25 protein-coding genes are annotated in these 24,132 nt (G+C 71.4%); 7 read left to right on the top strand and 18 right to left on the bottom strand.

The window, feature by feature from the left end:
* Nucleotides 1-49: 49 nt before the first annotated feature.
* Both ACIRYZ_RS43820 and ACIRYZ_RS43815 read right to left on the bottom strand, forming a co-directional pair.
* Entirely contained in the window at nucleotides 50-508 is a 459-nt protein-coding gene (locus ACIRYZ_RS43820) for a hypothetical protein (RefSeq protein ID WP_402954440.1), read from the bottom strand.
* A gap of 354 nt (nucleotides 509-862) precedes the next feature.
* Complete coding sequence (locus ACIRYZ_RS43815) at nucleotides 863-1,129, bottom strand: DUF6225 family protein (RefSeq protein ID WP_402954437.1); 267 nt, start codon at nucleotides 1,127-1,129, stop codon at nucleotides 863-865.
* 189 nt (nucleotides 1,130-1,318) lie between these two features.
* On the opposite strand from ACIRYZ_RS43815, the gene ACIRYZ_RS43810 reads away from it, so the two are divergent.
* A complete protein-coding gene (locus ACIRYZ_RS43810; protein ID WP_402954434.1) occupies nucleotides 1,319-1,708 on the top strand; it encodes a hypothetical protein in 390 nt (129 codons plus the stop codon).
* Nucleotides 1,709-1,719: 11 nt separating this feature from the next.
* Here ACIRYZ_RS43810 and ACIRYZ_RS43805 read toward each other — a convergent pair whose 3' ends face one another.
* Nucleotides 1,720-2,583 (bottom strand): serine/threonine-protein kinase, encoded by an 864-nt coding sequence (locus ACIRYZ_RS43805; RefSeq protein ID WP_402954431.1) that lies wholly within the window; start codon nucleotides 2,581-2,583, stop codon nucleotides 1,720-1,722.
* A 136-nt stretch (nucleotides 2,584-2,719) separates the two neighbouring features.
* Between ACIRYZ_RS43805 and ACIRYZ_RS43800 the strand changes: the two genes are divergently transcribed.
* On the top strand, nucleotides 2,720-2,917 hold the full coding sequence (locus ACIRYZ_RS43800) for a hypothetical protein (protein ID WP_402954428.1): 198 nt from the start codon (nucleotides 2,720-2,722) through the stop codon (nucleotides 2,915-2,917).
* A 117-nt stretch (nucleotides 2,918-3,034) separates the two neighbouring features.
* On the top strand, nucleotides 3,035-3,595 hold the full coding sequence (locus ACIRYZ_RS43795; RefSeq protein ID WP_402954425.1) for a Uma2 family endonuclease: 561 nt from the start codon (nucleotides 3,035-3,037) through the stop codon (nucleotides 3,593-3,595).
* Nucleotides 3,596-4,176: 581 nt separating this feature from the next.
* On the opposite strand, the gene ACIRYZ_RS43790 is transcribed toward ACIRYZ_RS43795, so the two are convergent.
* The 6 genes from ACIRYZ_RS43790 to ACIRYZ_RS43765 form a co-directional block, all read right to left on the bottom strand.
* Nucleotides 4,177-8,028 (bottom strand): AAA family ATPase, encoded by a 3,852-nt coding sequence (locus tag ACIRYZ_RS43790; protein WP_402954422.1) that lies wholly within the window; start codon nucleotides 8,026-8,028, stop codon nucleotides 4,177-4,179.
* Nucleotides 8,025-8,435, bottom strand: a complete 411-nt coding sequence (locus ACIRYZ_RS43785; RefSeq protein ID WP_402954419.1) for a hypothetical protein — start codon at nucleotides 8,433-8,435, stop codon at nucleotides 8,025-8,027. Before ACIRYZ_RS43785 ends, ACIRYZ_RS43790 begins: the two co-directional genes overlap by 4 nt.
* A 223-nt stretch (nucleotides 8,436-8,658) precedes the next feature.
* Entirely contained in the window at nucleotides 8,659-8,796 is a 138-nt protein-coding gene (locus tag ACIRYZ_RS43780) for a hypothetical protein (RefSeq protein WP_402954416.1), read from the bottom strand.
* A 406-nt stretch (nucleotides 8,797-9,202) separates the two neighbouring features.
* Nucleotides 9,203-9,478 (bottom strand): hypothetical protein, encoded by a 276-nt coding sequence (locus ACIRYZ_RS43775; protein ID WP_402954413.1) that lies wholly within the window; start codon nucleotides 9,476-9,478, stop codon nucleotides 9,203-9,205.
* Nucleotides 9,471-9,770, bottom strand: coding sequence for a hypothetical protein (locus ACIRYZ_RS43770; RefSeq protein ID WP_402954410.1), 300 nt, complete (start codon nucleotides 9,768-9,770; stop codon nucleotides 9,471-9,473). Before ACIRYZ_RS43770 ends, ACIRYZ_RS43775 begins: the two co-directional genes overlap by 8 nt.
* Nucleotides 9,771-9,888: 118 nt before the next feature.
* Entirely contained in the window at nucleotides 9,889-12,018 is a 2,130-nt protein-coding gene (locus ACIRYZ_RS43765) for an ATP/GTP-binding protein (protein WP_402954407.1), read from the bottom strand.
* A 10-nt stretch (nucleotides 12,019-12,028) separates the two neighbouring features.
* Here ACIRYZ_RS43765 and ACIRYZ_RS43760 point away from each other — a divergent pair, with 10 nt between their 5' ends.
* The gene (locus ACIRYZ_RS43760) at nucleotides 12,029-12,316 is read left to right on the top strand and encodes a hypothetical protein (RefSeq protein ID WP_402954405.1); all 288 of its coding nucleotides are present in this window, start codon (nucleotides 12,029-12,031) and stop codon (nucleotides 12,314-12,316) included.
* Nucleotides 12,317-12,325: 9 nt separating this feature from the next.
* Here the strand turns inward: ACIRYZ_RS43760 and ACIRYZ_RS43755 are convergent, their stop codons facing one another.
* Both ACIRYZ_RS43755 and ACIRYZ_RS43750 read right to left on the bottom strand, forming a co-directional pair.
* Nucleotides 12,326-14,107 carry a zeta toxin family protein gene (locus tag ACIRYZ_RS43755; RefSeq protein ID WP_402954402.1) on the bottom strand — a complete coding sequence of 594 codons (1,782 nt, stop codon included), beginning with the start codon at nucleotides 14,105-14,107 and terminating at the stop codon, nucleotides 12,326-12,328.
* A 54-nt stretch (nucleotides 14,108-14,161) separates the two neighbouring features.
* The gene (locus ACIRYZ_RS43750) at nucleotides 14,162-14,605 is read right to left on the bottom strand and encodes a hypothetical protein (RefSeq protein ID WP_402954399.1); all 444 of its coding nucleotides are present in this window, start codon (nucleotides 14,603-14,605) and stop codon (nucleotides 14,162-14,164) included.
* Nucleotides 14,606-14,841: 236 nt separating this feature from the next.
* Between ACIRYZ_RS43750 and ACIRYZ_RS43745 the strand changes: the two genes are divergently transcribed.
* On the top strand, nucleotides 14,842-15,507 hold the full coding sequence (locus ACIRYZ_RS43745) for a hypothetical protein (RefSeq protein ID WP_402954396.1): 666 nt from the start codon (nucleotides 14,842-14,844) through the stop codon (nucleotides 15,505-15,507).
* Nucleotides 15,508-16,201: 694 nt separating this feature from the next.
* Here ACIRYZ_RS43745 and ACIRYZ_RS43740 read toward each other — a convergent pair.
* From ACIRYZ_RS43740 to ACIRYZ_RS43730, 3 genes are read right to left on the bottom strand one after another with little or no spacing between them, the layout of a single operon-like run.
* Entirely contained in the window at nucleotides 16,202-16,804 is a 603-nt protein-coding gene (locus ACIRYZ_RS43740) for a cation transporter (RefSeq protein WP_402954393.1), read from the bottom strand.
* Between the two features lie 31 nt (nucleotides 16,805-16,835).
* Entirely contained in the window at nucleotides 16,836-17,246 is a 411-nt protein-coding gene (locus tag ACIRYZ_RS43735; RefSeq protein ID WP_402954390.1) for a (2Fe-2S) ferredoxin domain-containing protein, read from the bottom strand.
* On the bottom strand, nucleotides 17,243-19,231 hold the full coding sequence (locus ACIRYZ_RS43730; RefSeq protein ID WP_402954387.1) for a heavy metal translocating P-type ATPase: 1,989 nt from the start codon (nucleotides 19,229-19,231) through the stop codon (nucleotides 17,243-17,245). Before ACIRYZ_RS43730 ends, ACIRYZ_RS43735 begins: the two co-directional genes overlap by 4 nt.
* Nucleotides 19,232-19,329: 98 nt before the next feature.
* On the opposite strand from ACIRYZ_RS43730, the gene ACIRYZ_RS43725 reads away from it, so the two are divergent.
* The gene (locus ACIRYZ_RS43725; RefSeq protein ID WP_402954384.1) at nucleotides 19,330-19,740 is read left to right on the top strand and encodes an ArsR/SmtB family transcription factor; all 411 of its coding nucleotides are present in this window, start codon (nucleotides 19,330-19,332) and stop codon (nucleotides 19,738-19,740) included.
* A gap of 68 nt (nucleotides 19,741-19,808) precedes the next feature.
* Here the strand turns inward: ACIRYZ_RS43725 and ACIRYZ_RS43720 are convergent, their stop codons facing one another.
* The 4 genes from ACIRYZ_RS43720 to ACIRYZ_RS43705 form a co-directional block, all read right to left on the bottom strand.
* Nucleotides 19,809-21,263: a hypothetical protein gene (locus ACIRYZ_RS43720; RefSeq protein WP_402954381.1), complete on the bottom strand. Its 1,455-nt coding sequence runs from the start codon at nucleotides 21,261-21,263 to the stop codon at nucleotides 19,809-19,811.
* A gap of 4 nt (nucleotides 21,264-21,267) precedes the next feature.
* The gene (locus ACIRYZ_RS43715; RefSeq protein WP_402954378.1) at nucleotides 21,268-21,591 is read right to left on the bottom strand and encodes a helix-turn-helix domain-containing protein; all 324 of its coding nucleotides are present in this window, start codon (nucleotides 21,589-21,591) and stop codon (nucleotides 21,268-21,270) included.
* Nucleotides 21,591-22,712 (bottom strand): tyrosine-type recombinase/integrase, encoded by a 1,122-nt coding sequence (locus ACIRYZ_RS43710; protein ID WP_402954375.1) that lies wholly within the window; start codon nucleotides 22,710-22,712, stop codon nucleotides 21,591-21,593. Before ACIRYZ_RS43710 ends, ACIRYZ_RS43715 begins: the two co-directional genes overlap by 1 nt.
* A 252-nt stretch (nucleotides 22,713-22,964) precedes the next feature.
* Nucleotides 22,965-23,813, bottom strand: coding sequence for a hypothetical protein (locus ACIRYZ_RS43705; protein WP_402954372.1), 849 nt, complete (start codon nucleotides 23,811-23,813; stop codon nucleotides 22,965-22,967).
* 96 nt (nucleotides 23,814-23,909) lie between these two features.
* Here ACIRYZ_RS43705 and ACIRYZ_RS43700 point away from each other — a divergent pair.
* Nucleotides 23,910-24,132: hypothetical protein (locus tag ACIRYZ_RS43700; RefSeq protein WP_402954369.1), on the top strand; the 223-nt coding region annotated here is incomplete at its 3' end.

Genomic DNA, 24,132 nt, shown 5'->3' with positions numbered 1-24,132 from the left:
GCTTACTCATGTTGCTCCTGGTTCCCACCTGTGACTGCTTCCTCTGGGCTCATACGCCCCAGTGTCCAGGTGTCCAACCAGAGGGTGGAACTTCAGACCGCTGCTGCGCGGACAGTAGGTACCACCAGGCACGACCGGCGGTGAGGTCGGTGGCGCGCTGTTCCTCGCGCCGTCTCTCGGCGGCTTCCTCCTGGAGCCGGCGTTGTTCGCGCTCGTTCTCGGTACGCCGTCGGTCGAGCGCCCACCGTCCGCGGCGCACCAGGCTGTCCAGGTCCCGCTGGAGCTTGTGGTGTTCGTGGCGAAGGCGGCGGTGCCGTTCCTCGCGGGCCTTGTGCACGGCTTCGGCTTCCAGCCGCCGCTTCTTCTCCTCGGCTTCCCGCGCGGCCTGCTGTTCCTGCCAGGCCTTCGTCCCCCGCTTGGAGCCCGTCGTCGTCTGCCAGGTAACGCCACCGCCGACGCCCTGATCCCCTTCGGCGGCCGAGGCGCTGGGCCAGGTCGGCGCGTACACGCCAGTGGGAGCAACCCTCCCGAGCGCGGGACCGACGTCTCCGCCATCGCGCCCCGCACCGCGTACTCGGAGCAACCCCCGCGAGCGGCTGCTCGCTGTCGCCAGGCCGGCCGTAGCGGGACAGCGCGGTGCGCAGCTCGTACCGGGTGACATCGCCATGCTGTTCCGCACCGCGGAGAAGGAGGTCATCCAGGTGCGCGAGCAGCGTTGGCTGGAGGAGTTCGCCTGGTTCCGTGCGTCCTGGAGCGCAGCAGGAGTGCCGAACCGCTGAGTCCGTTCCGGCGGCAGGGGCCATGCGGTGCTTGAGGTTCACAAGTCTGAGTTCCTGGTCCGGGCGGTCGCCAGGTGGAGTTGTCAGTCCAGCACGTCGTACGTTCCTGCCGGCCAGTCCGCGAACAGCGTGTACTCGACCTCGGTCCGCTCCGGCGTTTCCGTCGTCGCGGGCCGGCACAGCTCGACGGGTTCGCAGTCGGTCAGGACGTGGTCTTGGTATCCGTCGAAGTCGCCCGGGTCGGATGCAACGCCGATGTGGATGGGTGTGTCGTCGGGGAGGTCCTTGATCGCTTCGCGGAGGCGGCCAGCTGTCCAGACCTCGGGCGAGTGAGCGTAGGTGTCAGCCATGCCGGGAGTATCCCAGTCGGCGCTCTCCGCCCCGAGGCGAACGCGCCGCCGTCACCTCCAGTCCGGCCAATCGCTGTAGATGCGGGACCAGCCCTCTTGGCGGCCGCGCGGATGGCGGTCGGGGCGTCCCCCCGCCGGAACCCACTACCCGCAAGCCGGAGCCGGTGCGACGCTGATCCCAGCGCTGCGTTGCTGTCCGCCCTCCGTACTCGCCTCAAGCGGCGGCCCGCCGTCCTGGCGGCCGCCACCACCGAGGAGGCCCAGGTGACCACCCAGCCCGACCACCCGGACGCGGCCACTCCCAGGCCAGCCACCCTCCGCGAGCTGCGCACCGCCCTGTCCCGCTACGGCCTGCCCGGCGACCGCGAGCAGTTCGAGCAGGCCATGGCCGCCGCCCTCGACGCCTCCCCGATCGGCGACTTCGCCGCCGTCGCCGAGGTCGTCGCCGCCTACCGCCACCGCCTGGTGGTGCGCACCGACGAGCACGCGATGGCGTCGCTGGCCGCGCCGATCGGCGGCCAGCAGTGGACCCCGGCCACCGACGCCTTCGCCCGGCTGCGCGCCGCGCTGATTCGTTGAGTCAGTCCGACTTAGGGATTTCTCCGGGTATCTACGGCGTTTTCTTTATCTGGACTTACGTTAAGCAGAGCCAAGGCTTCTGGGATTTTTGGTCGTTCATCTGGTTCCTTACGAAGGAGTCGGCTGATCAAGTCCGCAAGGGGCTGTTTTGCTCGCTTCAGTGGCGGGTGTTCATCAAGCAATACTGCCGAAATTGATGCCGGCACTGTGTCCCGCCGAAATGGAGAGATCCCTTCAGCGGCCTGGAAAAGAGTTGCCCCCAGGGAGAAGAGGTCGCTGCTAGGCAGGTCGCTGCTGCCTCGTATCCGTTCGGGGGCCATGTACTCTGGTGAGCCGATGAATGTGCCCGTAGCAGTGATAACTGTGTCTCTCTCGTGCCGCGCAATCCCGAAGTCGGCAAGGAGGATGGTTTCATCCGTGGACAGCATGACATTGGCAGGCTTGACGTCGCGATGAACGATACCTCTCTTGTGGGCCGTATCAAGCGCGCGTAGCAATCCTTTGGCAACCTCCATCACCTTGCCCGCAGGAAGCGGTCCGCGATGGCATGTGTACTGCTCCAACGAATAGCCAACGACCAGCTGCATCACAATCCACGGACGACCGTCGTGGGTTACAACGTCGTACACCGTGATGACGTTGGGGTGATCACGTAGCTTGGCCGAGTTTCGGGCCTCCCGTGCAGCACGGGCCAGATGCTGAGCATGCTCGGCCTCGGACTGTGTAGGCGGCAACCATACTTCCTTGATCGCCACGTCCACGTCTAAGTCTTCGTCCCGGGCCTTCCAGACCCTGCCAAAGCCTCCAGCGCCGAGGCTGTACATCAGGCGATACTTTCCCCCGATCACTTCGCCTCGGCCTGTCTCTTGAGCCATCTCTCCCCTATCCCGGTTGAGGAACAGTCAAGCTCCGAGACTAGGCAGTGCATGCGCCGTCAAACTAGGCATCGACAGAACTCAATGAAGATCGAAGTGCAAACCGACCTCCGGGGCTATCACCGAGGAGGCCCAGGTGAACAACCAGCCCGACCACCAGAACCCGGCCCCACTCCGGCTGGCCGCCCCGCACGGGCAGGCCCTGGCCGAAGCGGCCCGCGCCCGCGATCTCCTCGCACGCCACCACGCCGCCCTTGCCGTGGCCCGCGGCAACGCCGTCCCGCTGCGCACCGCCCGCCAGCCGCAGCCGGCCCCCGCCCGCAGTGCCGCGTGACACCCCGATCGTGACCGGCCTGCCGGGCCGGTCCACCGTACGACTCCGTGAGCCGGTACCGTCCGACGTCCCCGCCGGGGACAATGAGGACAGGTGCCGGGTGAAAGGAAGGGACCTGTGAGCGTTGCAGGCACCGAGCACAGCGGGCCGTGGACCGTCGACGACGTCCTGGCCCTGCCCGAAGACCCCCGCAACCGGATCGAACTCGTCGGGGGAGCGCTGCTGATGAGCCCGAGCCCCGGTGTCCCGCACCAGCGGGCCAGTTCTCGCCTCTGGGCCCTCCTGGACGCCGCCGTCACCGCCAGCGGCGCGCCGTTCGAGGTGCTGGAGGCCGTCAACGTGGTCGTGCCCGACGGGCTGCTGATCCCGGACCTGGTCGTCGCCGACGCGGCGGCCGCCGCCGAGGCCGGCACCACTCTCAGCGCGCACGACATCGTCGTGGCCATCGAGATCGCCTCGCCCTCCACCCGCGTCGCCGACAAGAAGATGAAGCCCAGCCTGTACGCCGCGGCTGGCATCCCGCACTACTGGCGCCTCGAACTCGAACCCGCCCCGCGCATCTACCTCGGCCACCTCGAGCGCGGCCTCTACGTCGACCGCCTCGTCCAGGTCGGCGAGACCACCGCGCTCACCGACCCGTTCCCCCTCGACCTCGACCCGGCGCGGCTGCGCCGGTAGCCCCGCCCACGGCAGGCCCGATCCGCCCCCTCGCTCTTCCCCACCCCGGAACGCCCGACACCTGCCCTGCCGCCCAGGCCGGGACCGGGCGGCAACCTGGGAACCCACGCGGACCGCGGCCGCGTGGGTGGCTGGGCGCCCATCCCGGACACCTGGGTCGCTCCGGTCGCTGCTCCCCCCATCGACCTCCCCTCGGTCTCCCCACCCCCTCACGGCAGCCACCTGCCCCGCCGTCCTCACCGGGACCGGGTGGCAACCGCGGCACCCTCGCGGTCGACAGCGACCTGGGTGGCCGGGCGCGGCGCGCTCCGCTACCGCACCCTGGCCAGCGCCCAGGCGGCGCTGGACCCGCCTTCGCTGCCGCCTGCCCTGCGCCGTCGGCCCGCCGTCAGGGCCGTGGCCGGCCCGGCCGTCGGCCCGCCGCCGCACCGGCCCGGGCCGTGGACGGCCCTTGGCCTGGGCTTCCCTGTCAGGTCAGCATGTTGAGGCGGTCGTCGCATCTGGGTGCGCTCGTGGCCAGTACCCGGCGGCGCTAGACGCCGTTGCGGCCCTGCTTCAGGGGTCGCGGGCCAGAGACACCTTCACTTACATGGCGGCTTGAACGGAAGCTGCGGGAGGTACTGCTGCCATTGTCGGGGCGATATGGAGTCCGTGCTGGCGCAGATCTGTCCGCTGGCCTCATCTGCGCTCATCTGCCACAGCCGCACCGTGTCGTCGCCGCTGCCGGAGGCGAGGGTGTGCTTGTCCGGGTCTGGGCTGAACGCCACCGATGCGACGATGCCGGTGTGTCCGGTGAGTGGCTGGCCGAGCGTGGTGGGGTGGGCCGGATCCGTGACGTCCCACAGCCGCACCGTGCCGTCGACGCCACCGGAGGCGAGGGTGTGCTTGTCGGGGCTGAATGCCACCGATGCGACGTCGCTGGTGTGTCCGGTGAGGGGTTGGCCGAATGCGGTGGGGTGGGCCGGATCTGTGACGTCCCACAGCCGCACCGTGCCATCGCCGCCACCGGAGGCGAGGGTGTGCCCGTCCGGGCTGAATGCCACCGATGCGACCTGGCTGGTGTGTCCGGTGAGGGGTTGGCCGAGTGCGGTGGGGTGGGCCGGGTGCGTGACGTCCCACAGCCGCACGGTGCCGTCGGCGCTGCCGGTGGCGAGGGTGTGCTTGTCCGGGTCTGGGCTGAACGCCACCGAGTTGACGTAGCCGGAGTAGGCGGTGAGCTGGCCGAGCGTGGTGGGGTGGGCTGGGTCCGTGACGTCCCACAGCCGCACCGTGCCGTCGGCGCTGCCGGAGGCGAGGGTGTGCTTGTCGGGGCTGAATGCCACCGAGAGGACGTCGTTGGTGTGTCCGGTGAGGGGTTGGCCGAGCGTGGTGGGGTGGGCCGGGTCCGTGACGTCCCACAGCCGCACCGTGCCGTCGACGCCACCGGAGGCGAGGGTGTGCTTGTCGGGGCTGAATGCCACCGATGCGACGATGCCGGTGTGTCCGGTGAGGGGTTGGCCGAGCGTGGTGGGGTGGGCCGGATCCGTGGTGTCCCACAGCCGCACCGTGCCGTCGGCGCTGCCGGTGGCGAGGGTGTGCCGGTCGGGGCTGAACGCCACCGACTCGACGTAGGCGGTGTGTCCGGTGAGGAGTGTGGCAGGGCGATGCCAGACCCGCACGGTGCCGTCGGCGCTGCCGGTGGCGAGGGTGTGCTTGTCCGGGCTGAACGCTACCGATGCGACGGTGCCGGTGTGTCCGGTGAGGGGTTGGCCGAGTGCGGTGGGGTGGTCCGGGTCCGCCACGTTCCACAGCCGCACGGTGCCGTCGAGGCCACCGGAGGCGAGGGTGTGCTTGTCCGGGTCGGGGCTGAACGCCACCGACTCGACGCTGCCGGTGTGTCCGGTGAGTGGCTGGCCGAGCGTGGTGGGGTGGGCGGGGTGCGTGACGTCCCACAGCCGCACCGTCTGGTCGTCGCTACCGGTGGCGAGGGTGTGCCTGTCCGGGCTGAATGCCACCGACGAGATTCTGCCGGTGTGTCCGGTGAGTGGCTGGCCGAGTGCGGTGGGGTGGTCCGGGTGCGTGACGTCCCACAGCTGCACCGTGCCGTCGTCGTAGCTGCCGGTGGCGAGGGTGTGCCCGTCCGGGCTGAATGCCACCGACGAGATTCTGCCGGCGTGTCCGGTGAGTGGCTGGCCGAGCGTGGTGGGGTGGTCCGGGTCCGCCACGTCCCACAGCCGCACCGTCTGGTCGAAGCTAGCGGTGGCGAGGAGTGGTCGGTCTGGGCTGAACGCCACCTGCCGGACTATGCCGGTGTGTCCGGTGAGTGGCTGGCCGAGCGTGGTGGGGTGGGCCGGGTGCGTGACGTCCCACAGCCGCACCGTCCCGTCTCCGCTGCCGGTGGCGAGGAGCGGCCGGTCCGGACTGAATGCCACCGAATAGACGTTGCTGGTGTAGCCGGTGAGTGGCTGGCCGAGCGTGGTGGGGTGGTCTGGGTCCGTGACGTCCCACAGCCGCACCGTGCGGTCGGCGCCACCGGTGGCGAGGAGCGGCCGGTCCGGACTGAATGCCACCGACCAGACGTAGCCGACGTGTCCGGTGAGGTCGGTGGACAGGGGATTGTTCGCATCGGTGATCAGGTGTGTGAGCTCATCGGGGGCGGGTTTGAGGTGGTAGGCGGTGAGGTCGAGCTGTGCGGCGACGGATGGTCGAGTGCTGCGGAGGGTGTCGGCCTCGGCTGTGAGCTGGTTGAAGATGGCTGTGTTGCGTTCGGCCTGTGCGGTCGCACGCTGCCGGAATGCGTAGACGGCGGCGCTGGAGGTGATCAGGGCCAGGATGGTGAGGGTGCTGATCACGATGGTGCGTATTCGTGCGGCGCGGCGGTCCTGCCGGTGGGAGGCGGCGAGGAATTCGGACGCGATGGGACTGAGGGTTTCCTCGCGGGGCGCCTTGTTCCAGATGCGGGCGGCTTCAAGTCGGCCGCCGCGGTAGAGCATGCCCGCCTCGCGTTGGGCGCGGTGCCAGGTGAGGGCGGCTTCTTCTAGTTCCTGGCGGGTGAGGTTGTCCGTCCGGTCGGCCTTGATCCAGTCCCTCAGCCGGGGCCAGGCGCGTAGCAGCACCTCGTGGGTGATCTCGACGTGGTCGCCTTCTCTGGTCAGCAGGCGGCCCTGGGTGAATCTCTCGATGACGGTGGCGGCAGCGTCATCGCCGGAATTCAGCAGGTCGGCGTAGGGGAGGCGTCGGCGGGTGTCCTCGACCCCGGTGCCGATCTTGACCAGGCGCAGGAAGATGGTGTGTGCCGCCCGTTGACCGGTTGGGTCCAGGCGGGCGTAGAGCTTGTCCGCGGTGCCGGCGACTGCGTGGGCGATGCCGCCGGTGGCCCGGTATCCCTCGACGGTGAGGGTGTGGCCGTGTGCCTGCTGCCAGGTGGCGCGTAGTGCGTGCGCCAGGAGCGGCAATTTCCCGGCGTCCGAGATACCGGGTTCCGCCGCGGCTGCGGGCGGGTTCGTCGTGTCCGGCGGCGCTGGTGCGCCGAGGTCACGCAGGAGCACGTCGACCAGGCCCGGCTCGATCTCCAGGCCCACGGCCCTGGCAGGGAAGAGGACCGCTTGACGTAGATCGGTCTCAGACATCGGCCCGACTACCACGGGGCGGTTTTCGAGGGCCACCCTCAGCTGCGGGTAATCGGCGCAGGGCGTGTAGAAGTCCGAGCGTAAGCCGAACACGACCAGCCCGACCGGGTCTTGCCCGTCTCGACCCGGCTCGGCCAGGGCACCGAGCAGGTCGAGGAAGGCGCGTCGGTCCCGTTCGCTGGGACACAACGTAAACAGTTCCTCAAGCTGGTCAACGACCACTACCCACCGTCGGCGCGCTCCCGCTTCACGCTCGGCCTGTCCCTGCAGCGTCTCGCTCAGCATCGCGACCACGGCAGCGGGCCCGTCAGCCAGAGCCTCGGCCACCTGCTGCGGGGTGCTGTCGGTCACGCGCGCGAGTTCCGCCGCCAGGGCGGTGAGGGGAGTGGCAGTGGGAGTGAACAGTGAGCGGGGCCACTGCGCGGACCCGGCAGGGGGCAGGGCGCCGCGTGCCAGGGCGGGGAGAAGGCCGGCCTTGAGGAGTGAGGACTTACCCGCCCCGGAGGGAGCGATGACGACCAGTGCTCCCCCGTCGTACAGGCGTTCGTCAAGCCGTACCAGCAGGTCGGCGGTCAGGGCGTCCCGTCCGAAGAACCAGCGGGCCTGCTCCACGCTGAACGCCGCCAGGCCCGGGTACGGGCACTCAATCGGGCGCGCGTTCGACTCTACGCGGCGGGCGGTGCGCACGCCGTCCTCGTAGTGCAGGTGCAGGTCCCGTTCGGAGACGATCAGGTCCCTGTGGGCCTGGTAGATCCGCGCGTGGTCAGCTGCCTGTGCGTGGAGTCGGATCTCCCGATCGGCAGGCGGCTCGCCGGCCTCGGTCACGAGTCGGTGATGTGCTGGTCGCGGCCCGCCTGATACACCCGCGAGCGCCCCGAGGCGGTGGCCTTCATCGAGATCGGCCCGGCCTGCTCCCGCTCTCGCGGGACGGGAGTAAGTACCTGGTCGATGAGGCACCGCAGTTCGTCGCCCAGCACCGGATCCTCACGCAACAGCAGCTGCAGCCGGCTCCGCCAGTCGTCCACCAGCCCCTGTTCGCCGGCGGCGTCGCGGGTCTGCCGCGCGGTCAGGAGCTGGGTGCGGGTTTGTGTGAGCGCCGCTCCGACAGCATCGGCCTGCTCCGGGTGCCTTCGGTGCCACCACGCGACAACAGCGTGTCGCGTCTCCTGCCAGGCGTCGGTGGCCATCGCATTCACCATCGCCGTGCCGGCTGCGAGCACCATCGGATCCATACCGTCCCCCCTTCAGGACCATTGATTCTGCCCCTCTTGGTGGGCCAGGGCCAGGTAGCAGAGCAACTCCACCGCCCCCTGGCGGCGATCACACCGGTCTCATGGTCCTGGGTTGCATGACGGTCAGTCAACTTGCCTGGAAGAGTGCGGTTTTCGGCGCGATACGCAGTGCTGGGCTTCCGTTGGTCGCGGGGTGGATGGTGCTGCGCTGGCGTTCTGCGGGTCAGAGGTGCTGGTGGTACGGGGCGGGGTGCAGGGGGATGACGTTGGTTGCGGTGCCGCAGAGCGCGCCCAGGAGCTGTTCGACGCGGTCGCCCATCTCGTCGATGCCCGGGGCTGCCCCGCCTGCCCGACCGCCCACCTGTGCACCCGTGACCCGCAGGCTGAGCTAACGGCCTGACAGCGGCAGTCGGGAACCCGAGACGACTTCCCGATCTGGCGCGTGTCCTGGTCGACGGCGGCTGGTGGCCGCCCGCCGGGCAGGTAAGAAATTCTGACCACCTGGCATGTTCGCGGCCGAAAGATTGCAGGTCGCAGGCCTGTTCGCGGGCCTCGGGCGGGTCTAGCATTCCGGTCACAGCAGCCCCACCGCCCCCTTGCCGGGCTGCTGAACAGTCGGCCACGCCCCCGCGGTGGCCGGTGCCTTCCATGGCCGGGACCCCGGGGCGCCCCCGTCCCCGCGGTCCCGGCCGGCCGCTCGCGAGGCGATCCGTCCGTGGTCGAAGCGACTTGATGGGGAACGGCCCGGGCAGCGAGGCGGTGGCTCGTCAGAGGGGGATGATGCGGGTGAGACGTACGACGTGGCTGTGCGTGTCGATGACGTATTCGACCAGGCCGCGTCCGTGGGGGATCGGGAGTCGGCGCCAGTCGCCGGCGCTGTCGCGGGCGCTGCTCTCCGGTAGCCATGGGTTCTCGGCGATCGCGACGGTGAGTGCGACGATCGCGGAGAAGAGTTCGACTGGCAGGTTGGGGTCGGACAGGGCGTCCTGGACGGCCTCGGAGGGTAGGACCGGCCACAGGTCGTCCGGCTCTTCGTTACTCACCCGGCAGGTCTCCGCCTCGCTCGCGGCGCAGCCGTAGGACGTCGGCCATGGTGGCGGTGGGCAGGGTGGCGTTGCGGGCGGCGGCGATGATGCGGTCCTGGTCGGGGTCGGTGTCCAGCTCGGCTTCGCACCACCAGCGGTTGAGGACCTGTTCGGCCTGGTCGATGTTGGCTCGGCCGAGTTCGCGGTAGAACTCCATCCGGCGGCCGCCCTGCAGCGCGGCGGCGATGCCGTCGAGGGTGCGCGGCACGCGGGGCTGCTGTGGCGGGTGGTACACGGGTTGGACGCTCATCGGGTTCCTCCTGCTTCTCGGCACCACGGTATCCGGTGTTGGCCGGCCGTCGGGCCGTGCCCGCCTTGGTCATCCCCGGTATCCACCAGGGCGTCGGCCGGGGTGTCCGGTTTCCTCTCTACTGGTCGCCGCTCCGTAGCCCCAGGTGGGTTTGCCGGGCGGTGACCAGGGCGCGCCAGCGTTCGCGGACGGCGTCGGGGCCGTCGAACCAGCGTGCCGGTGAGGGGTGCTGGAGGGGGTGGCCGGCCATGAACGCTGCGATGTCGGTGTAGTAGGCGTAGTCGCGGTCGCGGGTGAGCTGGTCGAGGTCGCGGACGGCGGTGGCCAGGCCGGTGTCGTCGTCGAGGACGGCGTGGTGGAAGCACCGGGCGAGGGCGAGGGTGGCCTGGGTGGCGCGTACGCCGGCGGTCCTGATCTCGGTGTCGAGGCGGTCCGCGCGCTCGAGGATCTCGTCGCTGGGGGTCCCGGCGTCGCGGACGAGGGCGGCGATGCCGGTGGTGAGGGTGGTGGCGCGCAGGTCGAGGCCGACCAGGAGCTCGGCGGCGAGGTCGAGGTCGTCGTCGGCCACTGCGGGGTCGGTGAAGGCGCGGACGAAGGCGAGCTGGGCCTGGGCGGTGGCCCTCTCGCCGGCGACGGCGTGCTGTTCGGCGTCGGTGCGGGCGGCTGCGTAGGCGGCGGCGGCCTGGTCCATCTCGGCGTGGACCCACCACAGGTCGCCCAGGACGCGGTGCTGGCGTCCTTCCCAGCCCAGGGACTGGGCGGTGGCCAGGGCGGTGGGGAAGTCGCCGTCGAGGCGGGCGAGGTGGGCGAGCCCGCGGCGGGCCGCCGGGGCGAGGCGGGATCGGCCTTCGGCGACGTGCCGCATGCCCTCGCGGGAGGCGGTGGCGCGGCCGAGGTCGCGGTGGGCCTTGGCTCGGTAGTAGAGGGCCATGTCGGCGAGGTCCTCGGGCAGCAGGCGGCTGTCGATGACGCGGGTGAGCCGGTCGGCGGTGTGGGTGCGGTGTTCGCGCTGGCGGGCGCCGAGTGCGCTGAGGGTCTCGACCAGGGCGTCGGCCGGGGTCTCCAGGGAGGTGCCGGCCTGCCCGGGGGCGGCGGGCGGGTCGAGCGGCTCCCAGACGGAGTCGGCGGTGTAGGCCCACGCCGCCTGGGCGAGCCAGCCGAGCTCCAGGCGGTGGTCGCGGGCGAGCCGCAGGCCCTGGCGCAGGCAGGCGACCAGAAGCCGCCGACCCTCGGCGCCGCGGGCGCTCCACTGATCGCCGAGCGCCGCATGAGCGCGGGCGGCGGCCTGCTCCCAGTCGGCCGGGGTCCACCGGTCGTCGGTGCGGTCGTCCGCAGTGCGCAGGGTGGAGGCGACCAGGGCGTGCAGGTGGAAGGGCCACGGGGCGAGCGGGTCCTCGCGGACCAGGGGCCGCTCGACCAGGCGCTGGGCGGCGGACTCGTGGGCCAGGCCGGCGGCGCGGGTGACCAGGTTGAGGTCGAAGGCGTCCAGCAGACAGGCGGCGCGCAGCGCGTGCCGCTCGTCGCCGGTGAGGTCTTGCAGGGTGCGGGCGACCAGGGCCGGGAAGTCGTGTGCGAAGTCGGCGGGCTCGATGGCGCGGCCGGTGCGCTGCAGGGCGAGGTAGTGCTGGGCGGCCAGGTCGAGGAACAGGGGCAGGCCGTGGCTGCGCTCGGCGATGGCCTGGCGGACGGGGGCGGGGATGAGCGGGGCGCCGTCGGGGTCGGTGAGGCGGTGGGCGAGGTAGTCCTCGCTGTCCTCGGGGGAGAAGTCGCCGATCAGCACCTGCCGGACGCCGCCGGCGCCGGAGCCGGTGGCGGGCGCGTCGGTGCGGGCGGCGGGGACGGCGCGGGTGGTCAGGCCGGGCCAGGCGGCGGGGCCGGTGTAGTCGAGCTGGCCGCGCAGGGCGTCGTCGGCCCACTGCAGGCGGGAGCGTCCGCTCGCCATGAACAGGACGTTCGGCATCAGCCAGACGATGTGCTGCAGCAACCGTTCGAAGTCGCGGTGGGTGCGGTCGCCGACGTCCTCGGTGGTATCCAGCAGCACCACCGGGACGACGCTCTTGCCGGCCGGGAGCTGGGTGAGCTCCCAGGCGAGCAGGTGCGGATAGTACGACAAGGCCTCCAGATCCGGCTCGGCCTCCAGCAGGTCCGCCAGCCGGGTGCAGCCGGCCAGCGCAGTCACCTTGCGGTGCCGCTCGCGCAGCGCCTTCGCCAGCGTGACGGTGAGGCGGCCCGCAATACTCGTGATCAAGGTGGTTTCCGTGGACGACCCGCAGCACTCCGACAGCCCTTCCGGCGCCGATCCGACGCGCGGCGGCGAGCCTGCCGAGGAGGCTCGGGAGCGGGTCCTGCGGGTGGTCGCCTGGTACAGCAGCCAGCTGCTGTCCGCGCTCCGCGCCGGACGGACCCAGGATGTGGAGCGTCTGCTCGCTGAGCAACGCGCGTGCAAGGCCGACCTGCGGGCGTTGGAGGAGGCCGGGGAGGACGAGGCGGCGCGGATCGCGGGCCGCTATGCCCGCCTGTACCGGGAGCTGAGCGGCGAGGCCTGAGCCGCGCGGTCAGGCAGCCGGTGCCATCGGCAGGGCGATGGCCGGCGTGGGCACGGTCAGACGGCGCAGCAGGGTGGGCATCAGTGGTCGGGCGAGGGCGGCGATGCGCTCGAGCTCGGCTCGGTGCTGGGGCAGGGCGGCGTGCAGTTCGCGCTGCCAGGTCCAGAACTGGTGGGCTTCCGGGGCGGTGTAGGGGCGGTTGCGCTCCAGCTCCTGGGCCAGGGCCGCGCCGGGCCGCAGGCAGGAGCGGCCACGGTAGAGCAGGGAGGCGTCGCGCCGGACCACGGTGATCAGGTCGGCGGCGCCCTCCAGCTCGGCCTGCCAGAGAGTCTCGGTGGCGGCGCTGTAGCAGCGGTCATGACCGGCAGCGGTGGTGAAGCGGGCGGGCAGGCCCTCGCGCTGTTGGGCGGCGTAGCGGCGGGCGGTGGCCTGGCGGCTGTCGGCGGCCCGGGATGCGATGGCGACCAGCTCGACCCGGTAGCCGGCGCCGCGCCAGGCACGGGCGCGGCTGAGGAACTCGCCGGGGCTGCCGGGGGCCATCTCGACGACCGCGTCCGCGCGGCGGTCGCGCACGTATGCCTCGGCGCGGGACTGCCAGGCCTGGTAGTCGGCGCGGATCGCGGTCCCGGCCCTGCGCGGGTCCTCGTGCAGGAGCCGGTGATAGTCCGGGTGGAAGGCCTTGAACACGTCGCCAGCGATCCGTGCCGCTTGCCGGCGCAGCGTGCGCTGCACCAGGTTCGCGATCCAGGTCTTGTACGTGCCGGGCTGCCCCATCACGCACACCACCACCGGCCGGTCCTGGGAGGTGACCTGGTCGAGGTAGCCGGGGACGATCAGCTCCTCGAAGACCCAGTCGTGCTCGTCGGCAGACAGGCGGTGGTAGTCCACCCCTGGCGCGCTCGCGGTGGGCTGGGCGATGCGGCGCACCGGCTCGGCCAGTGCCGCGCACCGTCCGGCGTCGCGCAGCGCCACCAGCCGGTGGGGCTCGCTGACCCTCTCGTGGTGCAGGCGCCGCTCCGCCGTGGCCAGGGCCCGGCGGAAGCGGGCCGTCTCGCCGGCCGACCAGGGGCGGGCGAGCTCGTCCAGCACCGCCTGGTCCGCGCCGGGCGGACGCCGCCACACCCCGCCCGGCAGCAGCTCGTTGACGTACACCGGCACAAGGCCGCGCCGCACCACGGTGACCAGGTCGGCCAGGCGCTCGGCCTCCACCCGGGCCAGGGCACGGGGCAGCCGGTCACCGGCCCCGTCAGCGTTCTCCCAGGACACGAACCGGCCCCCGGCACCCTCGGGGCCGGTATGAAGCGCGGCGGTGTAGCGCTCCAGCCGACCCAGCGAGCTGTCGGCCTCCGACGCAACGACCACCAACAGCTCGACCCGGTAGCCCGCCTCCCGGAAAGCGAGGGCCTGGCCCGGGTCGACCGTCTCCACGACCACGTCGAAGCGCTCCCGGCACGCCCGCTCCTCCACCGCGGCCTGCCAGCGGCGCACATCGAAGCGCACCTTCACCCCGGCGGTGCGCGGGTCGTCGACCAGGTGCCGCCCATAGCGGGGATGGGCCGTCTTGTACAGGTCGCTGCAGATCCGTACCGCCCCGCCGCGTCGGTCCAGGACGGCCTTCACAATGTCGGCGGTCGTCGTCTTGCCGGCGCCGGGAACACCGACCACCAGCACGGCCACCGGCTGCTCCTGACGCGCCGCGCCCGCCGTCGCGGCCGGCAGAATCACGGCCTCCAGCACCGCGTTGCTCTCGGCGTCGGACAGCACGTCCGGCGCCACCTCCCCCTCACTCACCGCGCCTCCAAGCGGTCCGCGACCAACTGTCCTTGCCTGCGGTTCGCGGTCGGCTCAGGACTTGTTCTGCTGCTCTTCGTTGAGCCGGTTGCGAAGGTCCTGCAGACGATCGCCTGTTTCGCTGACGATGTACTGGCCCCAGCCGTTGATCTCGGTGCCGACCTGGGCCTTCAGCGCGGGAGAGGGCAACGCGAAGACCTGGCCGTCCTCGATGCGGATCCAGCCGTCTGCGGTGACCGACGCCGTGTACGTGGTGCCGGAACGCTTCTTGGTGTGGTGCAGCTCAGCGCCCGGCAGCAGCCAACCGCGCTCGATGAAGGGCATCAGCGCGCCGGTCCCCCGCCGTTCGGCGACCTCGCCGCTGGCAGTGGGCTCGGCCTCACCGAGCAGCAGACGTCGCAGGACGTCGTTCGGCGTGTCCACCAGGGGTTCGCTGTGCTGCTGGAGGAAGGCGAAGACGTCGTCGTCGATCTCGATGGTGCGAGTGCTGCGGTTCACGCGGGGCCTCTCCAGAGTCAACTTTAACTTTGATAGCTCCAAGATCTCCCAGATTCCCAGACAAAGTCAAATCGCACGCCGAAGCCCCCAACTCGAGCAACCGACCCGGTGCGCTGCCGATGGCCGGCCCTGACTCCGTGCCGCGCATCGATGCCCGCCTCGTCGATGCCAGCCCGGCCGCACATCGCCTGGGATACGGTTCCGGAGGACAGATCCGCAGGTGAAGGGGGCATGGGATGCCGGTACTCCGGACGGGAAGCAGGCGTGAGGCCCTCGCCGACGCGGCGGTGCTGCTGGACAAGGAGCTGACACCGCAGGCCCGCCTCGCGTACGCGGTCCTCCTCGCCCAGGCCACCGCCGACTCCGAGCACACCTGGGACGAACGGGCCGCCCTGGTCGGCGTCACCAACGAGCGGCTGGAGGGCCTAGCCGAGGAGCTCGCCGCTGTCGGCGTGGTCGACTTCCTCGTCCACGGCACGAGCAAGCGCCGCACCGTAGCGCCGCACAGCTTCCGCCAAGACCGGCGGCGGCAGGTCTGTACCCGCTGCGCCACGTGCGGGGCCTGCGCCTGCTACACCCATCCCGAGGGCGAGTGTGACCGCTGCCGACACCGCACACACCAGCTGCGCACCGCCGAAGAGGACATCGCCCGCTGGCGCGCCGAACTGGACGCCGGCGCCGTCTACGCCATCCCCGCCAGCGGCACACGCCTGCACCGCTGGGACTGCCCCACCCTCCAGGGCCCCGAGGCCCGCCTCGCCACCCTCCAGGAACAACTGGCCATCGACCCCGATGCAGCCAGCTGGGAGCGGCTGCCAAAACTGCTGACCACCGAGCAGCTGCGCGCCCGCGGCTCCGGACGCCGACGCTGCGCCACCTGCGGCCCGGACCCGGTCGTCTGATCCACCAACACGTCCCCGCCGCTACCTCGACCACCCGGGGGACGGCGTCCACGTTCACCGGCTCGTCCAGGCCGGCGAGACCACCCAGCTCCGCGACCCGTTTCTGCCCGAGCTCGACCTCGTGGTGCTGCACCGGTTCTCGCGAGCGGGCGTACATGTGACGTGATCCCAGGGTCAGTCGCATGTACGTGAAGGCGGGTTGCACTGCCCAGTGGGGGATGGACTCATGGTCGATTTCCGGGATTGTGGTGTCCCCCAAGATGGACCATGAGTCCATCCCCGCCCCTTCGCTCTTCCCCATCCCCGCAACGCCAGCCGCCTGCCCTGCCGACCAGGCCGGGAACGGGCGGCAACTGCGAACCGATGCGGACCGCGGCCGTAAAGGTGGCTGGGCGCGGCGTGCTCCGCCCCCGCACCCGTGGCCAGCGCCAAGGGCTGCGCTGGACCAGCCCCTGCCGCCTGCCCTGCGCCGCCGGATCCGCCGTCAGGGCCGTGGCCGGCCCCGCCGTCGGCCCGTCGCCGCACCGGTCACGCCGAAGACGGCGTGACACTGGGCTTCCCTGTCAAGTCTGCGTGTTGAGAGAGCCGCAATTCCACGAGCAATTGATCTTGCAGCTGGGTGAAGGTGGTCACGCCTCTGGCCACGGACGAGGTACGCCGCTGGTTGCAGCCTGGCGCCAATCCGAGGGGACGGTCAGTGGTGGCCGAAGAGGATTTCCTTGGTTTCCCGGACCGCGTAGTAGACCAAGACGTATCCGGCCAGCGGGTCGGCCCACCACCAGCCGGCGGCTGTGTTGAGGACCAGCCCGAGCAGGACGGCGGTGGCGAGGAGGCCGTCGATCAGGGTGACCCGGCCCTCGGTCTTGAGGACCGGGTTGTCCAGGGCCGTACCGGTGCGGGCCTTGCCCGCGGCGAGGGTGAACATCACCACGGCGGTTACCGCGGTCCAGGCGATGCCGAGCGGCGAGTGGTGCGGGCGGAAGCCGCTGGCGAGTACCCAGGTGGACTGCACCAGCAGGTAGGCGGCCAGGAGCGCGAAGCCGGCGCCGATCAGTTTCAGGGCGCGGCGTTGGCGGTCCTCGCCGGTGCCGGACAGCTCCCAGATGACGACAGTGGAGGCGCCGATCTCGATCAGGGAGTCCAGGCCGAAGCCGGCCAGCGCCACTGACCGCGCGGAGATGGCGGCGATGGCAAGTACCACGATGCCGATCACGTTCCAGCCCAGGGTGGCGTACTCCAGGGCGAAACCGCGCCGCAGCAAGGTGGTGAGGGAGGTGGTGGCAGGCGGGGTGGTCATGGCGGCTGATTCTCGCAAGGGTCTCTGGGGGTCAGTCGGGCAGGGTCTGGCGGATTCGCCGGGAGGGCTGGAAGGCGTACAGGTAGAGGATGTCGGGTGGGTCGGCGAGGCCGGGGCCGCCGGCTTTGACCCAGGCGGTGATGTCGGCGGCGGCGTCGGGGTCGTTGACCAGGCCGAGCCAGACGGGGCGTCCGCCAGCCTTGCGGCCTTCGGCGGAGGGCTGGATGACGATGACGTTGGCCTGCTCGCAGGCGTCCAGGCAGTCGGTGGGCCGCACGTTCGCCACGCCGGCGAGGGATTCCCGCAGGTCGGTGAGCTGGGCGCGGTGGTCCAGGCCGGGGACCTTGGGGGTGCCGCAACAGCAGCCGCGGCAGACCGTGACCGTGCAGGGGGCCGCCCCCACCTTGGAGGTGGAGGCGGCCCGTCGGCTCTGCTTGCTCACTTGGCGCCTTCCGCGCCGGCCCGCTTCCAGGCGATCTCGCGCAGCAGCCGCAGGCCGTTGAGGCCGACGATGACGGTCGAGCCCTCGTGGCCGAGGACGCCGAGCGGCAGCGGCAGGGTGGCGGACAGGTCCCAGATGACCAGGCCGGTGATGAACAGACCGGCGATCACCAGGTTCTGGACCACCAGGCGGCGGGCCGCGCGGGACAGGGCGACGACCTTGGGGACGGTGGCGAGTTCGTCGCGGACGATGACCGCGTCTGCGGTCTCCAGGGCGAGGTCGGAGCCAGCGCGACCCATGGCGATGCCGGTGTGGGCGGCGGCCAGGGCAGGGGCGTCGTTGACGCCGTCGCCGATCACCAGGACCTTGCGTCCGGCCTTCTCCTGTTCCTGGACGGCGGTGACCTTGTCCTGGGGCAGCAGGCCGGCGCGGACGTCGGTGATGCCGACCTCGGCGGCCAGGCGGGCGGCGGCGCGCGGGTTGTCGCCGGTCACCAGCATCGGGGTGGAGCCGGTCAGCGTCGCCAGCGAGGCGACGGTGGCGGCGGCGTCCGGGCGCAGGCGGTCCGCGATGCCCAGCACGCCGACCGGGGTGCCGTCGCGCTCGACGAGGACGGCGGTGCGGCCGCCCTTCTCCAGCTCCTCGGCGAGGGTCGCCGCCTTGGCGGACTGGGCGTCGGTGGCGCCGTTGATCAGTCGGGCGGGTGCGCCGACGGCGATGGCGGCACCGCCCACGGTGGCGGTGACGCCGATGCCGGGGGCGGAGGCGAAGTCCTGGGCGAGCGGCAGGTCGAGGCCGCGGGTGCGGGCGGCGTCCACGACGGCGCGGGCCAGCGGGTGCTCGCTGGGGTGCTCGGCGGAGGCTGCGAGCGTCAGCAGGTCCTCCTCGGACAGGCCGGAGCCGGCCAGGGGGCGGATGTCGGTGACGCGCGGGGTGCCCTCGGTGAGGGTGCCGGTCTTGTCGAGCGCGACCGCGTCGATCTGGCCCAGGCGCTCCATGACGACGGCGGACTTGACCAGCACGCCGTGGCGGCCGGCGTTGGCGATCGCGGACAGCAGCGGCGGCATGGTGGCCAGCACCACGGCGCACGGGGAGGCGACGATCATGAAGGTCATCGCCCGCAGCAGCGAGCCGGTCACCGCGGCGCCCAACACGAGCGGGACCAGGAAGACGGCGAGGGTGGCGAAGACCATGCCGAGCGAGTAGCGCTGCTCGACCTTCTCGATGAACAGCTGGGTGGGGGCCTTGGTCTCGGAGGCTTCCTCGACCATGGTGACGATCCGGGCGATCACGGAGTCGGAGGCGTCGCGCTCGACCTTGACCCGCAGGGCGCCGGTGCCGTTCAGGGTGCCGGCGAAGACCTCGTCGCCGGCCTGCTTGGCCACCGGCAGCGGCTCGCCGGTGATGGTGGCCTGGTCCACCTCGCTCGCGCCGTCCAGGACGCGGCCGTCGGCGCCGACTCGCTCGCCGGGGCGGATCCAGATGGTGTCGCCGACCACCAGGTCCTCGGTGGCCACCGTCTCCTCGCCGCCGTCGTCCAGCAGCCTCGTCGCGGTGGTGGGGGCGAGGTCGAGCAGGCCGCGCACCGAGTCCTGGGTGCGGGCGGTGGCCAGGGCCTCCAGCGCGCCGGAGGTGGCGAAGATGACGATCAGCAGCGCGCCGTCCATCACCTGCCCGATCGAGGCCGCGCCGATCGCGGCGACGATCATCAGCAGGTCGACATCGAGGGTCTTTTCCCGCAGCGCCTGCAGGCCGGCCCAGGCCGGCTCCCAGCCGCCGGTGACGTAGGCGATCGCGTACATCGGCACCCAGGCCCAGGCCGGGGCGCCGGTCAGCTGCAGCGGCAGGGCGATCAGGAAGGCGACGGTAGCGGCGGCGGCCCAGCGGGCCTCGGCCAGCGCGAAGACGCGCGTGCGACGCTTGGGAGCGACGGTCTCGCGAGGCGCCGCGGCGACGGCCGGGCGCTCGGTGAGGGTCGTGGACATGGCTGTGGTGTTCCTTCGCGCAGGCAGGGCGGGGCGACTCATCCACCATACAGGAACATATGAACAGCTCTTCATTCATCATCTGTAGGATGGTCGGCATGGGCCATGGAGTCGTCACCGCAGCCGAGAACACCGTCCCGCGCACGCGCCTGGACGCGGACAACGCCGCCCGAGTGGCGACCACCTTGCAGGCCCTGGCCACGCCGTCCCGACTGCTGATCCTCGCCCGTCTGCGCGAAGGCTCCTGCGCGGCCACCGAGTTGGCCAACGCCGTCGGCATGGAGCAGTCCGCCTGCTCCCACCAGCTACGCCTCCTGCGCAACCTCGGCCTGGTCGTCGGCACCCGGCAGGGCCGCTCCGTGGTCTACGCGCTGTACGACAACCACGTCGCCGAACTCCTCGACCAGGCCGTCTACCACACCGAGCACCTGCGCCTCGGGCTCAGCGACGCCGCCGACAGCGCGGACGCGGACCTCGCGAGCGACGTGGCGGCCCAGGCGGGGCCCTGACAGCGCGGCGGGACCGGTAGGCCCGCCTGTTCCGGTGCCGCGTATTCGAGGTCCAGGAGCCGCAGTGGTCACCGCGAGTGGCTGCCGGGTGCGTACCGGCTCCACGGAGCGCCGACCTCGGTGGCGACGTAGGCCGTGGTGGCCTGGGTGTAGCCGAGGGCCTTGGCGACGACCGGGGGCGGCGCGTGTTGGAGGTAGTGCCGGAGGGCTGTCACTCGGGCTGTCCTGGGGGAGATTCCGGCTGCCCGTAGGTGTTCGCGGAGGGCTCCTGGGCTCATCGGCTGCCCGGCCTGGATACCGGGGAACAGCCAGTGGGCGCTGCGGGGGCTGGCCCGGTGCAGGCGTCGGTCGGCTTTGAGGTGTGCTCGGACGAGGTCGGCGACGGGCTGGGGCAGCAGGGACGGCGGATCGCCGAAGGCGATGGTGACGCTGGAGCCGTCGTCGGAGATGTCGTCCGTGGTGAGCCGGACCAGCCGGGTCACGGGCTGGGCATAGAGCAGGACGAGTGCCGCCGCGATCCGGGTGCGGAGCGGCAGGCCGTCCTCCTGGAGAACGCGGCGCAGATCGGCCGCCCGTCCGGCGTGGTCGAGCGGGGTGGTCCTGCTGCCGACGGTCTGCGGCGCGTGCCTCAGTTTCGGCAGGTGGCCGCTGTCCGCGCACCAGCCCAGGAAGGCCGCTGCGGCGTGGTTCGAGTGGACGTGCCAGGCGTCCAGGTCCTCCTGGCGGCACCGTTGCGGGCTGCGGCCCCGGCTGGCCAGCCAGGTGAGGAAGCCCCGGGCCTCGTTGAACTGTCGGCGGGCGTGGCTTGCCTGCGACGCCCCCAGAGGCCGCTTGGCCGCCGTCTCGCGCAGTCGGCGGAGAAGACGCCAGGTGGCGAAGTGCTGTAGCAACCGGTGGTGGTCGGGATCTTCGACGGCCGCAAGTTGCTCGGACAGCCACCGCTCGTAGAGGAAGATCTGGCGGTCGATGCGGGGAAGGACACCGCTGTCCATCAGCAGATCCCGTAGCAGCGTGGCCGTCCGCCAGCCGTGCGCGTCCTGCAGACCTTCGTGGGACAGCGGGATGGTGCCGGTAGCCAGGGCTTGCAGAAGCTCGGTCGCGCCGGGGCTGCGGAGCCAGAGCAGGCGGCTGCGCGGGCGGTCGGTGTCGCGCAGTACTTCGGCGACGGGCAGAAGGTCCGGTGCCACCTGGCCTTCGCTGTCGCCGAGGAGGTAGTCGAGGCGGTCGGCGAGCGTGCAGCGTTCGCAGAGCCGGCCCCACAGGTCGCCCTCGAAGCCGCAGCGGGCGCAGGTGAACACCTGGGTGATGCCGGCGCAGTCGCGGCAGACGGGGCGCCCCTTGCCGTCGCGGCCCGGCAGGAGCCGGTCGGCCCGGCAGCCTCCGCAGCGGCCGTAGGTGCGGACGGCGTGGCGGTAGCAGGTGCGGCAGATGGGGCCGTCGGGCCATCGGACCGACCGCGGCGCCTGCCGGTCGCAGCGGGCGCAGTCACATGTTCGCCCTGGTCGGGCCTGTGGCTTCGCCATCGGGTCAGGTCTCAGTGAGCTTGACGCGCTTGGGCCTGCGGGCGGCCAGGTCGATCGGTGCCGACTCGCCGACGGCGCGCTTGGCCGAGAGGTTCTCGGCGGACGTGATGATCAGCTCGGCCGGGGTGCAGTCGAGGATGTCGCAGAGCGCGGCCAGGAGGGGGAGGGACAGCCGCTCAGGCGTGCCGGAGACCAAGCGGTGGACCTGGGAGGCGGACAGGGTGATCCCGCGCTCGGCCAGGTGCGGCATCAGCTCGGTGACGGTGAACATGCCGTGGGTGGCCATCAGCTCGCGCAGCTGCCAGCGGTAGGTGACCCGGCGGGCCATCACGAGCTCCTGGCCGGCAGCAGCGCTGCCTCGATGCTGGCGTCGAGCGCGCGGCGGAGGGTGCGGGTGCGGAAGTCGGAGGACACGCAGCTGTAGATCGCGGTGGTGGAGGCGTACTCGTGGCCGACCTGCTGCTGGACGAAGAGCGGGTCGTAGCCGTCTTCGAGCAGGTGGGTGATGTACGACCTTCGCAGGGAGTGAAATTCCAGCGCCGGGTCCAGGCCGAGCGCGTCCCGGTAGGCGGAGAAGCGGGAGTCCAGGCGCTGGACGCAGACCCGCTGCCCTCGCTCGGACGGCCACAGAGCCGGCCCGCTGGAGTGCCGCATGCCGGTCCGGACCTCGCTGATCCATTCGTCCACGATGTCCGGAGTCCACCGCCAGACGGTGAGCACGCTGCGGCGCTTGGGCGGTGAGCCTTTCTTCGCCTTGCCGTAGCGCACCAGCAGGGTGCCGTACTCGCCGAACTCGCGGCCTTCGGGGTTCCGGCCGAAGTCGGTGAGGTCGAGCATCCGGGTCTCGTTGCGGCGAAGGCCGTAGGCATAGGCAGTCTTGAAGAGGGCGGCGTCGCGGAACGCGGGCACCCAGCCCTTGCGGCCTTTGCCGCGCACTCGCAGCACCTGGTCGTCGGCGTGGTCGAAGAACGCCTCCAGTTCGGGCCGGGTGAAGGCGCGCCGCTCGGGCTCGCCCTCGGCCTCGTCGCGGTGAGCGGCGGCGTTCCACTCGTAGACCACCTGGATCGGGTGGGTGCCGAACCTGCCCAGGCACTCCTCCGCCCAGCCGTAGGCGGGGTCGGTGAGGAAGTCGCAGAACTGCCGCACCGACCCCTGGTAGTTCCGCAGGGTGCCGCGCACGCAGCCGTGGATCGTGCGGAGGTCGGCGGACCACTCGTCCATGTGCTGCGGCGTCCAGTCCCAGGGCATGGTGTTCGCATGGCTGACGAACGCCCGGACGCGGCGTTCCTGGTCCTCGACGTAGCCCACCGAGAGGTTCCGAGCGAGCTGCTGGTTGCGCCAGCCGGCGAGCATCGCCTCGAAGACCTGCTCTTCCGGCCGCAGCATCGGCAACCCGCTGATCAGGTGCAGTTGTGCCGCTCCCGGCGGCGGATTCCCGTGCAGTGCCATCACTCTCCGTTCATCGCATCAGACGCGAGTTTTTCGCGTCTGATGCGATGACGAGGTGTTTCCCCAGTTCAGTCGCCCGATGGAGTGAAGGGTGGGAGCGGGGCGTCGCCGGTGCGGTACCGTCGGCGGCGGTTCCTGCCCAGGATGACGTGCCTGTTCAGCGGCCCTCAGAGCAAGCCAGGGTGGGCTGCCGGTGCTGAGGGTCGCGTATTCGCATCGGATGCGATTGGCGATGCTCTCAAATTTGGGCCCTCACATGAGGGCCCAGAAGTAGAAGTCCCAGCCTGCTACCTGCTGGTTTCTACCAGCCGTCCATCGCCCGGACGTCCGCGGCGGCAGGCGAGGATCTCCTCGGTGGTGATGCCGATGTCGTTCGCGAGGCGGGCAAGGTCGGCGTCCTCGGCCTGGCGGTCGGAGACGTAGGCCGGGACGACCTCGAGGGCGAGTGCGCCGATGCCGAGCTGGGCGGCGCGCTGCTGGGTGATCGCGTCGCGGCCGACAGAAACGTGGCGGCGCCAGGCCTCGGCGGCGATGCCGTCCGGGGTGGGGCCGGTCTCCAGCTCGGCGGTCGGGACGTCGGGGCGGGCGCGGACCTCGGCCGACCGCGGCGGCCACGATCCCGCCGATGGTCCCGGCCGGGAGCACGGCGCCGCCGGCGTCCTGGTGGGCGTCGGAGAGGCGTTCGGCGATCAGGTCGGTGAGCTCCGCGGTGCGGCCCTTGAGGTCGACGACCCCGCGCACCGGCAGGACCAGGTCGGTGCTGTCCCACGCGTGGGACACCCCGAGCTCGGCCTGCACGGTGCCCTCGATGGCCTCGGCGACGGCCGCCAGGTCGAGCAGCCGGTACGCCGTCGAGCGGCCGATCCCGAACTCCGCGAGCGCATACGCCGACCACGACGGGTGCCCGAGTACGGTCCACACCCGGGCCTGGTGGGCGGCGCGGACCCGGCGGGCCAGGACCAGGACGGCTGCCCGGACGTCCTCGATCGCCGTGCGCAGCTGCTCGGTCAGCTCCCGGGCCCGTGCTGCGTTGACCGGGCTGGCCTGCTCTTGGTCCTCGCCCAGAACGGACAGTTGACCCGACACGCACCAGTAATTCATCGACGGCTCCTTTGGCCGATTCGCGTCTCCTCCGTCTCTTGGTGGAACTGTCAGGCTGCTGACCGACAGACATCCCGAAAGACAGAGGGGGACGAGATGACTGGTCGCGTTCGACGCGTATTGCTGATGTTGCTGGCGGGATTCATGGCCGTGCTGTGGAGCCTGCCGCTGGCAAGCCCGGCTCAGGCGGCCACCGGGAACGAGGCGGCCGGCGCGGACGTGGTGATGTCGGCAACGGCCCAATTTGAGGCCGGTCTCAACGGTTCAATCGTCGGCCATCGTGCGCTCTCGCTGGCTCAGTCGTTGTCGGCGGCGGTGG

The sequence above is a fragment of the Kitasatospora sp. NPDC101155 genome (assembly GCF_044768305.1).
Lineage (GTDB): Bacteria > Actinomycetota > Actinomycetes > Streptomycetales > Streptomycetaceae > Kitasatospora.
The sequence above is the reverse complement of the archived record's forward strand: the minus strand, read 5'-3'. Positions and strand labels throughout refer to the sequence as shown.

Bases quoted from the DNA above. Each gene is read 5' to 3' on its own strand.
- ACIRYZ_RS43770 (WP_402954410.1), bottom strand. From the start codon at position 9,770: ATGAGCGTCCAACCCGTGTACCACCCGCCACAGCAGCCCCGCGTGCCG.
- ACIRYZ_RS43710 (WP_402954375.1), bottom strand. From the start codon at position 22,712: ATGGCACTGCACGGGAATCCGCCGCCGGGAGCGGCACAACTGCACCTG.
- ACIRYZ_RS43785 (WP_402954419.1), bottom strand. From the start codon at position 8,435: ATGGATCCGATGGTGCTCGCAGCCGGCACGGCGATGGTGAATGCGATG.
- ACIRYZ_RS43815 (WP_402954437.1), bottom strand. From the start codon at position 1,129: ATGGCTGACACCTACGCTCACTCGCCCGAGGTCTGGACAGCTGGCCGC.
- ACIRYZ_RS43745 (WP_402954396.1), top strand. From the start codon at position 14,842: ATGCCGGTACTCCGGACGGGAAGCAGGCGTGAGGCCCTCGCCGACGCG.
- ACIRYZ_RS43725 (WP_402954384.1), top strand. From the start codon at position 19,330: ATGGGCCATGGAGTCGTCACCGCAGCCGAGAACACCGTCCCGCGCACG.
- ACIRYZ_RS43720 (WP_402954381.1), bottom strand. From the start codon at position 21,263: ATGGCGAAGCCACAGGCCCGACCAGGGCGAACATGTGACTGCGCCCGC.
- ACIRYZ_RS43740 (WP_402954393.1), bottom strand. From the start codon at position 16,804: ATGACCACCCCGCCTGCCACCACCTCCCTCACCACCTTGCTGCGGCGC.
- ACIRYZ_RS43730 (WP_402954387.1), bottom strand. From the start codon at position 19,231: ATGTCCACGACCCTCACCGAGCGCCCGGCCGTCGCCGCGGCGCCTCGC.
- ACIRYZ_RS43705 (WP_402954372.1), bottom strand. From the start codon at position 23,813: ATGAATTACTGGTGCGTGTCGGGTCAACTGTCCGTTCTGGGCGAGGAC.
- ACIRYZ_RS43805 (WP_402954431.1), bottom strand. From the start codon at position 2,583: ATGGCTCAAGAGACAGGCCGAGGCGAAGTGATCGGGGGAAAGTATCGC.
- ACIRYZ_RS43715 (WP_402954378.1), bottom strand. From the start codon at position 21,591: ATGGCCCGCCGGGTCACCTACCGCTGGCAGCTGCGCGAGCTGATGGCC.